The sequence below is a fragment of the Telluria sp. ZB2R32 genome (genome assembly GCF_059685715.1).
Genome location: NZ_JCASIG010000004.1, coordinates 408,499 through 422,799 on the forward strand (window position 1 = coordinate 408,499; position 14,301 = coordinate 422,799).

Consider the following 14,301-nt stretch of genomic DNA (forward strand, 5'->3'; position numbering starts at 1 on the left):
GTGTATGATGCCTGACGAAATGTTCTTGCAATTTTCTTGTCGTTATTTTATGGTGCGCCGCACCAAAACAGAAAAATGGTGCAATTTTGACGGCTGAAAACAAGAAGAGCAGCATCGCCGCGCTGACCCTGTCCGCGGTTGGCATCGTCTACGGCGACATCGGTACCAGTCCTTTATATACCCTGCGTGCGATCTTCGACCCCGAGCACGGCTTGCCGCTGACCAGCGGGAATATCCTCGGCATCGTTTCCCTGATTTTCTGGAGCCTGACGATCATCGTCTCGCTGAAATACGTCACCCTGGTGCTGCGTGCCGACAACCGTGGCGAGGGCGGCATCATGGCCTTGATGGCGCTCGCCCTGAATTCCGTCACCCGCCAGTCGAAATGGCATTTTCCGCTGCTCGTGATCGGCGTGCTCGGCGCCACCATGTTTTATGGCGACAGCGTGATCACGCCCGCCATCTCCGTGCTCGGCGCGATCGAGGGCCTGGAAGTGGCGGCGCCCGGCTTGTCGCATTACGTGGTGCCACTGACCATCGTCGTGCTGGTCGCCTTGTACAGTGTGCAGCGCCACGGCACGGCCGGCATCGGCCGCTTCTTCGGGCCGGTGATGCTGGTCTGGTTCATCAGCCTGGCGGCGATGGGGATCGTCAACATCATCGAGACGCCGGCGATCCTGAATGCGTTGAATCCTTGGTACGCGCTGGACTTCATGCTGCACAACGAATTCCTCGCCTTCGTCGCCCTCGGCGCGGTGGTGCTGGCCGTGACCGGCGCCGAAGCTTTATATGCCGACATGGGCCACTTCGGCAAGAAGCCGATCCGCTTCGCCTGGTTCATGATCGCCTTTCCGGCGCTGACCCTGAACTACCTGGGCCAGGGCGGCTTGCTGATCGCCGACCCGACCGCGATCGACAACCCGTTCTTCCACCAGCTCGGCACCTGGAGCGTGATCCCGCTGGTGATCCTGTCCACCATGGCGGCCGTGATCGCCTCGCAGGCGACGATTTCCGGTACCTATTCGATGACCAAGCAGGCCGTCGCGCTGGGCTTGTTGCCGCGCATGCGCATCCTGCACACCTCGGAAAGCGAGATCGGCCAGATTTATATCCCGGCCGTGAACTGGCTGCAATTGGGCGTGGTGCTGATCGCCGTGATCGGCTTCGGTTCCTCCGAAGAGCTGGCCGGCGCCTACGGCATCGCCGTGACCGCCACCATGATGGCGACCACGATCCTGACCTTTTTCGTTACGCGCTACCGCTGGCAGCTGCCGCTGGTGCTGTGCATCGGCGCGACCGGCTTTTTCCTGGTGATCGACATCATGCTGTTCTCGTCGACGACCCTGAAACTGTTCCATGGCGGCTGGTTCCCGTTGCTGCTCGGTTCGGTGCTGTTGACCGGTATGCTGACCTGGAAGCGCGGGCGCGAACTGGTGTTCGAAAACCTGGAGCGGCATGCGATCCCGCTCGACGCCTTCTTGCAGTCGCTGTTCGTGGGGCCGCCGACGCGCGTGCCCGGCACCGCGATTTTCCTGCGCGGAGAAAGCGATGGCGTGCCGCATGCGCTGCTGCACAACCTGCTGCACAACAAGGTGCTGCACGAGCGCGTCGTCTTCCTCACCGTGCGCATCAAGGAAGAACCCTGGGTGGCGCCGGCCGACCAGGTAGAGATGGTCGAACTCGGCCACAACTGCTACCAGTTGAATATCCATTACGGCTTCAAGGACGAACCGGACATCCCGGGCATCATGCGCCAGTGCGCCACCCTGGGGCTGCCGTTCGAGATGATGGAAACCTCGTTCTTCATCGCGCGCCAGACCGTGATTTCGGCGCCGGGCGGCGGCATGATGCCGTGGCGCGAACATCTGTTCGTGGCGATGTCGAGAAATGCGCGCGGCGCGGCCGACTACTACCAGATCCCGCCCAACCGCGTCATCGAACTCGGTACCCAAGTCGAAATCTGATACATATCGCGGACAAAAAGCGGACAGTCTGGTGTGGGGGCTTGCGCTAAGGTACTGTGTTTCCCTTTAAACACATTCTCCGCGAGTTCTCATGCAACAAGCTAAACTTTCCCTGCTGGCAGCCTGCTGCGCCGCCGTCCTCAGCCTGAGCGCTTGCGGCGGTGGCGGCGGCGGCGGCGACAGCAGCGCGCCGGCGATTGCCGTCAGCAATCCGGCCACGCTGGTGGTCACCGACAGCGTCGTCGGCACCGGTGCAACCGCCACCAACGGCAAGCGGATCACCGTCAAGTACACCGGTTGGTACTACAGCGCCAGCACCGCCGACCACAAGGGGCCGCAGTTCGAGAGCAATAGCACCGGCTTCGGCTTTGTGCTCGGCACCGGCGCCGTCATCGCCGGCTGGGACCAGGGCCTGGCCGGCATGAAGGTGGGCGGCAAGCGCACCCTGGCGATTCCATCGAGCCTCGCCTACGGCAGTTCCGGCCGCGGTCCGATCCCGCCGAATGCCGGCTTGCTGTTCGAGGTCGAGCTCACCAAAGTCGAATAGAACACTGTCCTAGGGAACGCCGCCAACTACCCAGAGTGGGTACGATGTGAAACGGGCGACCTCATCGGTCGCCCGTTTGCGTAAACACATCGGAGCAATACAACATGGCGGAACACCTTACTAAAACGGAAATCGAAGAACTGACACCGCGCCAGCGCGTCATGGCCATCGTCGGCGCTTCCTCGGGCAACCTGGTCGAATGGTTCGACTTTTATATTTATTCTTTCTGCGCCCTGTACTTTTCCTCGGCCTTTTTCCCGTCCGGGAATCCAACGACCCAACTGCTGAACACCGCCGGCATCTTCGCCGCCGGTTTCCTGATGCGTCCCATCGGCGGCTGGATGTTCGGCCGCATCGCCGACAAGTACGGCCGCAAGAATTCGATGATGATCTCGGTGCTGATGATGTGCGGCGGCTCGCTGATGATCGCCGTGCTGCCGACCTATGCGCAGATCGGCACGGCGGCGCCGGCGCTGCTGCTGCTGGCGCGCCTGTTCCAGGGGCTGTCGGTCGGCGGCGAGTACGGCACCAGCGCCACCTACATGAGCGAAGTGGCGCTGCCCGGACGGCGCGGCTTCTTCGCCTCGTTCCAGTACGTGACCCTGATCGGCGGCCAGCTGCTGGCGCTGCTGGTGCTGGTGATCCTGCAGCAGCTCCTGACCGAGGCCGAACTGCGCGCCTGGGGCTGGCGCATCCCGTTCGTGTGCGGCGCCGCCGCGGCGATCGTGTCCCTGTACCTGCGCCGTTCGCTGACCGAGACCACCACCGCCTCCGACCGCAGCCGCAAGGAAGCGGGCAGCCTGGCGGGCCTGATGAAGCACAAGCGCGCCTTCATTACGGTGCTGGGCTTTACCGCCGGCGGCTCGCTGATCTTTTATACGTTTACGACCTACATGCAGAAATACCTGGTCAACACGGCCGGCATGAGCACCAAGACCGCCAGCGCGGTGATGACGGGGGCGCTGCTGGTCTACATGGGCATGCAGCCGCTGTTCGGCGCGCTGTCGGACCGCATCGGCCGCCGTACCGCGATGATCTGGTTCGGCGGCCTGGCGACCCTGTGCACGGTGCCGATCATGTCGGCCCTGCACGGCGTCACCGATCCCTGGGTGGCGGGCATCCTGATCATCTGCGCGCTGGCGATCATCAGCCTGTACACCTCGATCAGCGGCTTGATCAAGGCGGAGATGTTCCCGGTCGAAGTACGCGCGATGGGCGTGGGCGTGTCGTATGCGGTGGCGAATGCGCTGTTCGGCGGTTCGGCCGAATACGTGGCGCTGTGGTTCAAGCAGGCCGGCGTGGAGCAGAATTTTTACTGGTACGTCAGCGGCATGTGCGCGCTCGCCTTCATCGTTGCCCTGCGCATGCCCGACCCGAGCAAGTCGGGTCTCTTGAAAGGGTAATTAGCGCAGCATGTCGATGTGCAGGATGCCGTCTTCGTCGTAGGGCGCGGAGACGGTCTCGAACCCGAAACTTTGGTAAAACTTTTCCAGGCGCTGCTGGGCGCCGATGCGGACGCGGTGTCCCGGGTGCAGCCGTTCGGCATACTGAAGGCCGTGCGCGACCAGTTCGCGCCCGGCGCCCGAGCCGCGCACGTCGTTCGTCGTCAGGATGCGCCCCAGCGACATCTCGTCGTATTTCGCGCCCGGCGCCAGGCAGCGCAGGTAGGCAACCAGCACGCGCCGCCCGCCGATGTCGCGCCAGCCGAGCAGGTGGTGCGCATCGAGGTCATAGCCGTCGATGTCCGGGTACAGGCAGGTCTGCTCGAGGATGAATACCTGCTGGCGCTGCGCCAGCACTTCATACAGTTGCGCGCCCGAGAGCTCGGCGAAGCTGCACCATTGCCATTCGATCATTGTGAATCCGTTCGTATTTAAAGATAGGCGGCCGTCTCGAAACCTTCGAGCACGTTGACCGTGTGGATGCCGAGTTCGGCGTGCGCCTGCCCGCCCTCGAACACGAAGGCGGTCGGCAGGCCGAGCCAGGCGATGCGTTCGCCGATGCGCAGGTAGTCGGCACCATTCAGCGTGAATTCCGCCTTGGCGCCTGCATCGGTATCGTCGCCGCGCGCGCCGACGCCGAGCGCCACCACCAGCGCCTCCGGGGCGAACATGCCCAGTTTCAGGCAAGCCGTCTCCAGCGCCGCCAGCCAGTGCGCGGCGCCCGTGCCGCGCGCCAGCGCCAGGTTCATGTTGTAGCCGCTGCCTTCGCCGCTGCCGGTTTCGTCGGCGTGGCCGAGATAATACGGGAAATCCGTGCGCGGGTCGGCGTGCAGCGAGATGGTCAACACGTCGCTGCGGCCATAGAAAATGGTTTGTGTGCCGCTGCCGTGGTGGTAGTCGATGTCGAGGATGGCCACGCGTTGCGAACCATCGTCGAGCAGGTGCTGGGCCGCCAGCGCCGCGTTGTTCAGGAAGCAGCCGCCGCCGAAATAATCGGCGCCCGCGTGGTGGCCGGGCGGGCGGGTCAGCGCGAAACTGCCGCGCTGGCCCAGGCGCAGCGCGTGTGCGGCATTGATGGCGCAGTCGGCGCCGGTGCGGGCGGCATTCCAGGTGCCGGCGGTGAGCGCCGTGGCGTCGGTCGAATACAGGCCGAGACACCCCAGGACGCTTTCCGGCTCGACGTCGCTGCGCAGGCCGCGCACCGGCCAGTTGAACGCCTGCGCATCTTTGTCCGTGTTGGCCGGGTCGAGGGCCAGCCACTCGCTCCAGGCGCTGCGCAAAAAATGCAAATAACGCGGCGTATGGATGCGTTCGAGCGAGACCGGCGGCGCGCGGTGCGGGGTGACGATCTCGCCCAGTCCGCGCCGCTGCAGTTCATTCAATACAAGGGCCACCCGCTCGGGCTTGTCGAACGACGACGATGACTGCGCGCGGTGCTGGCCATGGTGTTCGTTATAAAAGGTGAGCAAGGCATCCCCAGCGGGTCAGAACACCGAAATTACTGGTGGTTGCCGCACAGCGTACTGCTGTTGTACGCCGCCACGAAATCGTCGAAGCTGCCCGTGTCCTGCTGCTCGACGATCACCTGCTCGGCCAGCGAGGCGGCGGCCATTTCGGCGAACACCGCTTCCTCGGCCGGCATCAGCGGGCTGTCGCGGAAGGTGGCCGCATGCAGTTTGCTTTGCTGCAGTCCGAAGGCGGCGGCCGAACCGAGTGCGCGCACCTCTTCCAGCACGCGCGCCGACGGCGTCTTCGACGGATCGGCGATCTTCGCCTTTTGCTGCGCCAGCGAAGCTTCGTGCACGCCGCTCTCGTTGTGCTCGGCGTCGAGCAGGCGCGCCAGCGGGCGGATGCGTTCGATCAGGTCATCGGCCCATGCCGCCAGCGGCACCTCTTCGCCGTTGCGCGTGAGCGTCAGGCCGGGGCGGCGTCCTTCCTTGACCGTGCGCGCAAAATTGCGGGCGTGGACCTGCCCTTCGGCGGCGCTGATCAGCGGGCTCTCGTCGAGCGCGCAGAACAGCAAAAAGGCGTCGAGGAAGCGGCCGGTCTCGATCGAGATCCCGATCGGCTCGAACGGATCGACATCGAGGCAGCGCACTTCGATGTATTGCACGCCGCGGTTGCACAGGGCTTGTACCGGACGCTCGCCGGTACGGATCACGCGCTTCGGGCGGATCGTCGAATAGTATTCGTTCTCGATCTGCAGCACGTTGGTCGACAGCTGGATCCATTCGCCGTCGCGCTTGGTGCCGAGCGCGGCGTACGGCTCGTAAGGGCGGTTCACGGCATCCATCAGGCTCGTGACATAGCTTTCCAGGCTGTTTTCGTGCGGACGCAGGCCGGACTGGGCATCGTTCTGGTAACCCAGGTCGCTCATGCGCAGGCTGGTCGCGTAGGGCAGGTACAAGGTGTCGTCGGACAGCGTTTCCAGCGCGTGTTCGCGCCCGCGCAAAAAACTCGTGGTGAGTGCCGGCGAAGCGCCGAACAGGTACATCAGCAGCCAGCTGTAGCGGCGGAAGTTGCGGATGGTGGCGAAATAGCTTTCGGACTGGAAGTCGCGCAAGGCATGGCGCCGCTCCTCGGGCACGCCTTCGCTGGCGAGGATCAGGCGCCACAACTGCTCCGGCAACGAATAGTTGTAGTGGATGCCGGCGATGCATTGCATGGCCTTGCCATAGCGCAGGGCCAGGCCGCGGCGGTACACGTGTTTCAGCATGCCGATGTTGGCAGTGCCGTACCAGGCGATCTCGATGTCTTCTTCGGCAGGCAGTTCGCCCGGCATCGACGAGCTCCACAGCATCTCGTCGCCCAGTTTCGAATAGGCGAAGCGGTGGGTGGCGTCGAGCCGGTGCAGCGCCAGGCCGATGTCGTGCTCGGCCGGGGTGATAAATTCGAGCAGCGCTTCGGCGTAGTCGGTCGTGATTTGCGGGTGCGTCAGCGCCGCGCCCAGCTGGACCGGATGCGGGGTGCGCGCGAGCTGTCCTTGCGGGTCGATACGCAGGGTTTCGCGCTCGATGCCGCGCAAGCCCTGGCCGAGCAGGCCACGGTGGGCATCGTCGTCGAGCAGGGCCAGGCGGCGGGTCAGTTGGTTCGACACGGGTGTTTCCTTTCTTATACTGCCTTAGTGATTGGTGCAGAGAGTAACCGAAAATCGGACAGCGCGTCGGTGCCGGGCCCGTTTATGGAGGCCGCCAGCGGCGTCAATCGCGCGCCGGCACCAGCGGCGCAGTGGGTGGCGAAGCGGGGGGCCTGGCGGGCACGCTGGCCGGCGGGTCGGCGCGCTCGGCGGCAGGTGGCTTGGCGGGCGGGGCAGGTGGCTTGTCGGCAGGCGTTGCGGCAGGTGTTGTTGGAGTCGGCGCGATGGCGGGCGTGTCTGCCGGAGTGGCCGCCTTGGCGGGCGCTGGCGCCGGCTCTGCGCCATTCACCTCGCCTACTAGCCATTTGTTCATCACGCGCTCGAGCAGCGGCAGCGGCAGCACGCCATTGCCCAGCAGCGCATCGTGAAAGCGGCGTACGTCGAAGCGCGTGCCGAGCGCGGCCTGCGCCTTGTCGCGCAGGGCGGCAATCCGTAATTGCCCCGCCTTGTAGCTGAGCGCTTGCGCCGGCTGGGCGATGTAGCGGTCGACCTCGACTTCGTTGTCGGGCAGCGCGTTGGCCGTGTTCGCGTTCAGGTAGTCGAGCGCCTGCTGGCGTGTCCAGCCAAAGGCATGGATGCCGGTGTCGACCACCAGGCGCGCGGCGCGGAACATGGCGTCGTTCAGGTAGCCGAAGCGCGAGAAGGGATCGCGAAAGAAACCGAGTTCCGGTCCCAGCCCCTCGGCATAGGTGGCCCAGCCTTCGCCAAAGGCGTCGTCCCAGCCGTGGCGGCGAAACGCCGGCAGTTCGCGCAAGGCGCGCGCGCGCGCCACTTGCAGGTGGTGGCCCGGCACCGCTTCGTGCAGCGCCAGCGTCTCGATTTCCCACAGCGGCTGGCCGGCCGGGCGCTCGGTATTCACGACCAGCGCCGCGCTGCGATCGAGCGTGCCGGCTTCGTAATAGGCCGCGACCTGGCTGGCCGCTCCCGCCTGGCCGAGGCGCTTGACGCCGATGTCCTCGCTTGGCAGCGTGCCGAACAGGGCCGGCAGGCGCGTACTGGCGCGTTCGATCACGCGCCGGTAGCGCGCCAGCAGCGTTTCAGGATCGCGCGCGAACAGGCGCCGGTCGCTGCGCGCAAACGCGAGGAACTGGGCGACGTTGCCGCGAAAGCCGGTCTGGCCGATGACTTCCTTGATCGCGGCGCGCAGGCGCGCCACCTCCTTTACACCCAGCGCGTGCAGCTCGGCCGGGGTCAGCTCGCCGCCGGTGGCATTCCTGGCCAGGAAGGCGTAATAGCCGGGGCCGCCCGGCAGGCTGGCGGCGCCGAGCGTATCGCGCGCGGCGGGCAGGTAATCGTTGCGCATGAACGCTTCCAGGCGCAGCAGGGCGGGTGCTGCGCTGTCGTTGAGGGCCTTGGTGCCGGCGGCCAGCAATTCGGCGCGGATGGCCGGGTCGATGGTGGCGGGGATGCGCTGCAAGGGCGCGGCCAGCGGTCCCTCATTGAGGCGTTCGCGCAGCGCGCGCAACTGGTCGGGCACGGCGCGCACGCTCGCTTTCGGGGCGGTCCAGCCGGTACGGACACCTTCGCGCAGCTGCTCGATCAGGCCGTCCACGTGTGCCGGCAGGGCGTTCAGGCGCGCGAGGTAGTTGCGGTAGTCTTCCTCGCTGGCGAAAGGCGTCTGCGCGACCAGGCGCGGCAGGCGCACCTGTATGCCATCCCAGGCCGTCAGCAGTTGCGGGTCGGCCAGGGTAAACGCGAGGGTGGCGAGCTGACGCTCTTTCTCGAACACGAACAGGTCGAGCGAGAGCCGCTCTTGCGCGGACAGGCCGGCGCGCTCGATGGCGCGTGCTTCTTCGAGCATGACGCGCGCATGCTCGCGCCGGGCGCGCGCGGCGCCGAGGGACAGGTCGGACAGCCGGTCGTTATAACGGCGCTCGCCGAGCGCGGTCGCGTATTCGGGAAACTGCTCGAGGCGCCACTGCCAGTCGCGCTCGAACAGCGCCGCCGCGCCGGGCGCGCTGTGCGCGGCGCCGTGGAACAGGGCGGATAGCAGGAACAGGAGGGTAACGAGGCGTCGCATCGGCAAGGGGCGGTGGGGGTAGCCGCATTGTAGCAATGCTGACAAGAAGGCCGCGCACCGTGGGGAGGTCGAGCGGCTGAATCACGATGACCTGCAATGCCGAGGTACCGCAAGGTGGACTCCCGAGTCCACGCGGAAATTAGCCCAGCGTTTTACCACGAGCGGAGCCAGACGAAGCTGCATGCCCGCGCGGTCACCGCTAGCGTGTCGTTAGCGCCTCAGGTGCAACCCTGGTAACACTGTGCGAAGTTCCGCGTGGACTCGGGAGTCCACCCTACAACTACCCGCGCCGGCCGCCGCTGACGCGTTCGATGCCGCTTAAGTCGCGCCAGCTTTGTACGTCGGTGTAGCCGGCCTCCAGCAGCAGTGCGCGTACCGCGTCGGCCTGGTCGTAGCCATGCTCGAGCAGCAGCCAGCCACCTGTCTCCAGGTGCGCGGGTGCGCCATCGATGATCGTGCGCAGGGCCGACAGGCCGTCGGCGAAATCGGTCAGCGCGCCGCTCGGCTCGAAGCGCAGGTCGCCCTGCGCCAGGTGCGTGTCGCCGGCGGCGATGTAGGGCGGGTTCGAGGCAATCAGGTCGAAGGTTTCACTTTCCAGGGCGGCGAACCAGTCGCTGCGCAGGAAGCGGACCCGGGCGCCGTTGCGCTCGGCATTGGCGCGCGCCACGGCGAGCGCCTCGTCGCTGACATCGAGCGCAGTGACGCGGGCGTCCGGTCGCGTGTGCGCCACCGCGACCGCGATCGCGCCGCTGCCGGTGCCCATGTCGAGCAAACGGGCGGCGGGTATCAGGCGTTCCAGCACCAGTTCGACGATCAATTCGGTATCCGGACGTGGAATCAGCACGGCGGGACTCACCTGGAACGGCAAGCCGAAGAATTCGCGCTGCCCGACGATGTACGCGATCGGCTCGCCCCCCAGGCGGCGCGCCACCAGCGCGTCCAGCTGCGCCGCTTCCGCGTCATTCAACGCGCGCTCACTATTCGTGATCAGGCCGACGCGCGTCAAGCCAAGCGCATGGCACAGCAGGATGCGGTTTTCCAGCGGATCGAGCGGCAAGCCGGCCTGCAGCGCCTTGACCGTGGTGCCCACGGCGATCTTCATCGCGTGCGCCGGCTTGCGAACAGGACCCACACCAGGCCCAGGGTCAGCAGCACGAACCAAACCGCCGACCATTGCGGGATCGACAAGCCGAACAGCCTGTCGGTGGCGCTCTCGCACAGGCCTTCGGCCTTGAACAGCCACGGCATCATGGTGGCGGTCGGGATCGTGTTCAGCGTCGTTTCCATCGGATCGATACCGCAGGAAAAGCCGGGATTGGCCAGCACGTACAAATGCTTGCCGACCGTGCCGAGACCGCCGAGCGCCGCCAGCAGGGCCACGCCGGCGCCGGCGCGCACCTTGCCGCTCAGGGCGCCGATCAGGGCGGCGATGCCGATGCCGATGAAGGCATAGCGCTGGATCACGCACAGCGGGCAGGGCAGCATGTCGTGGACGAGCTGCAGATAGACGGCGACGCCGACCAGCGCGAAGCTGACGAGGGAGATGAGCAGTAGAACGGAGCGGGAACGTGGCATCGCGAATGGCTTTCGTGGTCAGAAGGTGGCGATTCTCGCATACGGCGCAACCGCTGCCGTATTTTCACATTGGCAAGACCTTATAGTCTTAATGTCACCTTAATCGCCCAGCGCCGCCAGCAGTTCCGCCTGGTGCTCGGCCGCCAGCGCATTGGTCAGTTCGGTCAGGTCGCCGTCCATAATAAAATCGAGTTTATACAGGGTCAGGTTGATGCGGTGATCGGTCAGCCGTCCCTGCGGGAAGTTATAAGTGCGGATGCGTTCACTGCGGTCGCCTGAGCCGATCAGACTCTTGCGGGTCGCCGCTTCCTTCGACTGCTGCTCGCGCAACTGCACATCTTTTATGCGCGCGGCCAGTACCTTCATTGCCTGCGCCTTGTTTTTATGCTGGCTGCGGTCGTCCTGGCATTCGACCACGATATTCGTCGGCAGGTGGGTGATGCGCACCGCCGAATCCGTTTTATTGATGTGCTGGCCGCCGGCGCCCGAGGCCCGATAAGTGTCGATGCGCAGGTCGGCCGGGTTGATGTAGACATCCTCGACCTCGTCCGCTTCCGGCATCACCGCCACGGTGCAGGCCGAGGTGTGGATGCGGCCTTGCGTTTCGGTGGCGGGTACGCGCTGCACGCGGTGGCCGCCGGATTCGAATTTCAGTTTCGAATACACGCCGTTGCCGATCACGCGCACGATCACTTCGCGGTAGCCGCCCAGGTCCGAACTCGATTCCGACACCATCTCGACCTGCCAGCGGTTGCGTTCGGCGAAGCGGGTGTACATGCGCAGCAGATCGCCGGCGAACAATGCCGATTCGTCGCCGCCGGTGCCGGCGCGGATTTCAAGGAAGATGTTGCGCTCGTCGTTTTCATCCTTCGGCAACAACATTTTCTGCAGGTCGAGGTCGAGGGCGCCCAGGCGCATCTTGGCCGCTTCGATTTCTTCCTGAGCGAATTCCTTCATTTCCGGGTCGGCCAGCATCTCCTGAGCGGCGGCGATGTCGCCGTTGGCGGTCTGGTATTCGCGATACAGGGCGACCAGCGGGCCGATCTCGGCGTGCTCCTTGGTCATCTTCCGATAATTGTCCATGTTGGCGGTGGCGCCTTCGTGGGTCAGCAATTCGTCGAGTTCGACCAGGCGGTTCGCCAGTTGGTCGAGCTTGGCCAGCATCGATGGTTTCATGGTTTTATTGTGTGCAGAAGGGTAACTGGACGGCGCGGGGCGCCGGGACGCGCCCGCGGGCGCAACTGCGGGGGACTAAAAAGCGCTAACGGCGGCCGCGGAACAGTTGCGGCAGCAGGTTCGCCAGACGCGCGCGTTCGTCGCCTTCGGCGCGGTGCAGCGCCTGTTGCGGACCGTGCAGGAATTTCGCGGTCAGGCCCCTGGACAGCGCTTCGAGCACGGCGTCGACATCCTCGCCGCGCGCCAGCAGCTTGCGTGCGCGCTCGAGTTCGGCCAGGCGCAGCGCCTCGCTCGACTCATGCAGTTGCTGGATCACCGGCACCACGGCGCGGTCGCCGATCCAGTGCATGAAGGAGGCGACCCGGGTCTCGATGATGGCTTCGGCCTGGGCCACGGCCGCTTGCCGGCTTTCCATGCCGGTCTGCACCACTTGCGCCAGGTCGTCGACGGTGTACAGGAACACGTCGTCCAATCTCGCCACTTCCGGCTCGATATCGCGCGGTACCGCCAGGTCGGCCATGAACACCGGCCGGTGGCGCCGCGCTTTGATCGCACGCTCGACCAGGCCGAGGCCGAGCAGCGGCAGCGTCGACGCGGTGCAGGAGACGACGATGTCGAACTGGGGCAGGCACTCGGGCAGGTCGGCCAGGCGGATCGCGCGCGCGTTCAGGCGGGTGGCGAGCGATTCGCCGCGTTCCATGGTGCGGTTGGCGATGGTGATCGATTTCGGGTTGTGCGCGGCGAAGTGGGCGGCGCACAGTTCGATCATCTCGCCGGCGCCGATGAACAGCACGTGCTGGTCGGCGATGCTGTCGAAGATGCGCTGCGACAGGCGCACGCAGGCGGCCGCCATCGACACGCTGTGGGCGCCAATTTCCGTGGTGGTGCGGACCTCTTTGGCCACCGCGAAGCTGCGCTGGAACAGCTGGTGCAGGTAGGTGCCCAGGCCGCCGGCCTCTTCGGCGGTACGCACCGCATCCTTCATCTGGCCGAGGATCTGCGGTTCGCCCAGCACCATCGAATCGAGCCCCGAAGCGACACGGAAGGCGTGGCGCACGGCATCGTCCTGCGGCAGCATGTACAGGTGCGGGCGCAGTTCGGCGAAATTCAGGGCATGGTAGTGGGCCAGGAACTGGGCCGAGGCGTCGAGCGGATTGGGCACGCCGCTGGCGGCGTAAAGCTCGGTGCGGTTGCAGGTCGAGAGGATCGCCGCCTCGTCGCCGCCGCTAACGTCAGCACCCTTGAAGCGCGTAAACCATGCGCGCGCCGACTGCACCGCACGTCCCAGCTGCTCGGGTCCGAGCGCCAACTGCTCGCGCAGCGAGACCGGGGCAGTGGTGTGGTTCAGGCCAACGGCGAGCAATTGCATGCTGGGATGAAAAGAGGAAGACGGTGAGACGCATTATAACGCCCATGCGCGCAGGGCGTGGCGTGGGCACCCTGTGTCCATGGGAAGCTTGCGCAATCATTATCAAGCGACGTTCGTGGGCTAGCGGGCGGCCCCGAGGCATCATCAGGCGGCGCCGAGCTTTTCCAGGCGGTAGCCGTAGCTGTACACCGGCACGAGTCTAAAACCGTTTTCGGGGCGCAGGCTGAGCTTGTTGCGCACGCGCGAGACGTGGGTGTCCATGGTGCGCGAGGGCACGGCCGTTTCGCGCACCCAGACGGCTTCGTGGATATAGGCGCGCGACAGCGGGCGCCCGATATTGCGGAAGAACAGCAGAGCCAGATAAAACTCTTTCTGGGTGACGTCGATGACGCTGCCATCCTTGAGCAGGCGTCCCGGACGCGTTTCGAATACGTAGGAGCCGAATTGCAGCTGTTCAGTACCGGTCTGCGAAGGGTAGGCGCGGCGCAGCAGGGCCGAGACGCGCGCTACCAGTTCGCCGCGGCGCAGCGGTTTGACCAGGTAATCGTCGGCGCCGGCGGCCATGCCGGCCACGATATCGTCCTCGGCATTACCGCTGACCAGGAACATGGCCGGCGCCTCGGGCGCCATCTTTTCCTTGGCGCGGCGCAGGATGTCGGCCGCCTCCATGTCGCCGGTGGGCCAGTCCATGATCAGGAGATCGGTGCTGTCCTTGCGCATCTGCGCCAGCATATCCTTGCCGCTGTCGAAGAACTGGCAGCTATGGCCAGCGGCACTGAGCACCTGGCACACCAGGTCTGCCTGACTACGGTCATTATCAAGGACGGCTATTCTCATGGCGGCTCATTATCTGTCAAATTCGTAGGATGAGTCCTACAACGTTAAACCGACTATAGCAGACTTTGACAAAATAATGCTGATTGCAAATTTTGATTTTTTATCGAAAGAAGACAATCGTAGAATGGTCATGCCGTTTTCTCAGCCATTCTCACTCTATGCGCGCTCAATTCCGACAGTTTTGCAGGGGTGTTCCCAGCTTGAACAATTGCCGCATAAAAGCAACATTAATAGA

12 protein-coding genes are annotated in these 14,301 nt (G+C 65.1%); 3 read left to right on the forward strand and 9 right to left on the reverse strand.

Annotation, left to right across the window (positions count from 1 at the left end; translation table 11 throughout):
* The first annotated feature begins 86 nt into the window (after positions 1–86).
* The 3 genes from AC56LG_RS14305 to AC56LG_RS14315 all read left to right on the forward strand — a co-directional run bounded on the left by AC56LG_RS14305 (position 87) and on the right by AC56LG_RS14315 (position 3,914).
* The gene (locus tag AC56LG_RS14305) at positions 87–1,964 is read left to right on the forward strand and encodes a potassium transporter Kup (RefSeq protein WP_497166739.1); all 1,878 of its coding nucleotides are present in this window, start codon (positions 87–89) and stop codon (positions 1,962–1,964) included.
* Positions 1,965–2,055: 91 nt separating this feature from the next.
* Positions 2,056–2,511 carry an FKBP-type peptidyl-prolyl cis-trans isomerase gene (locus tag AC56LG_RS14310; protein WP_497166740.1) on the forward strand — a complete coding sequence of 152 codons (456 nt, stop codon included), beginning with the start codon at positions 2,056–2,058 and terminating at the stop codon, positions 2,509–2,511.
* 104 nt (positions 2,512–2,615) lie between these two features.
* A complete protein-coding gene (locus AC56LG_RS14315; protein ID WP_497166741.1) occupies positions 2,616–3,914 on the forward strand; it encodes an MFS family transporter in 1,299 nt (432 codons plus the stop codon).
* Here the strand turns inward: AC56LG_RS14315 and AC56LG_RS14320 are convergent, their stop codons facing one another.
* The 9 genes from AC56LG_RS14320 to AC56LG_RS14360 all read right to left on the reverse strand — a co-directional run bounded on the left by AC56LG_RS14320 (position 3,915) and on the right by AC56LG_RS14360 (position 14,066).
* Positions 3,915–4,367 (reverse strand): GNAT family N-acetyltransferase, encoded by a 453-nt coding sequence (locus AC56LG_RS14320; protein WP_497166742.1) that lies wholly within the window; start codon positions 4,365–4,367, stop codon positions 3,915–3,917.
* 17 nt (positions 4,368–4,384) lie between these two features.
* Positions 4,385–5,422: a histone deacetylase family protein gene (locus tag AC56LG_RS14325; protein ID WP_497166743.1), complete on the reverse strand. Its 1,038-nt coding sequence runs from the start codon at positions 5,420–5,422 to the stop codon at positions 4,385–4,387.
* 29 nt (positions 5,423–5,451) lie between these two features.
* Entirely contained in the window at positions 5,452–7,050 is a 1,599-nt protein-coding gene (gene gshA / locus AC56LG_RS14330) for a glutamate--cysteine ligase (RefSeq protein ID WP_497166744.1), read from the reverse strand.
* A 103-nt stretch (positions 7,051–7,153) separates the two neighbouring features.
* Positions 7,154–9,109: a DUF885 domain-containing protein gene (locus AC56LG_RS14335; protein ID WP_497166745.1), complete on the reverse strand. Its 1,956-nt coding sequence runs from the start codon at positions 9,107–9,109 to the stop codon at positions 7,154–7,156.
* 280 nt (positions 9,110–9,389) lie between these two features.
* Positions 9,390–10,211, reverse strand: coding sequence for a peptide chain release factor N(5)-glutamine methyltransferase (gene prmC / locus AC56LG_RS14340; protein ID WP_497166746.1), 822 nt, complete (start codon positions 10,209–10,211; stop codon positions 9,390–9,392).
* Entirely contained in the window at positions 10,208–10,684 is a 477-nt protein-coding gene (locus AC56LG_RS14345; RefSeq protein WP_497166747.1) for a disulfide bond formation protein B, read from the reverse strand. Before AC56LG_RS14345 ends, prmC begins: the two co-directional genes overlap by 4 nt.
* 99 nt (positions 10,685–10,783) lie before the next feature.
* Positions 10,784–11,860, reverse strand: coding sequence for a peptide chain release factor 1 (gene prfA / locus AC56LG_RS14350; protein WP_497166748.1), 1,077 nt, complete (start codon positions 11,858–11,860; stop codon positions 10,784–10,786).
* A gap of 85 nt (positions 11,861–11,945) precedes the next feature.
* A complete protein-coding gene (gene hemA / locus AC56LG_RS14355) occupies positions 11,946–13,229 on the reverse strand; it encodes a glutamyl-tRNA reductase (RefSeq protein WP_497166749.1) in 1,284 nt (427 codons plus the stop codon).
* A gap of 144 nt (positions 13,230–13,373) precedes the next feature.
* Positions 13,374–14,066 carry a response regulator transcription factor gene (locus AC56LG_RS14360; protein WP_497166750.1) on the reverse strand — a complete coding sequence of 231 codons (693 nt, stop codon included), beginning with the start codon at positions 14,064–14,066 and terminating at the stop codon, positions 13,374–13,376.
* Between the last annotated feature and the right edge of the window lie 235 nt (positions 14,067–14,301).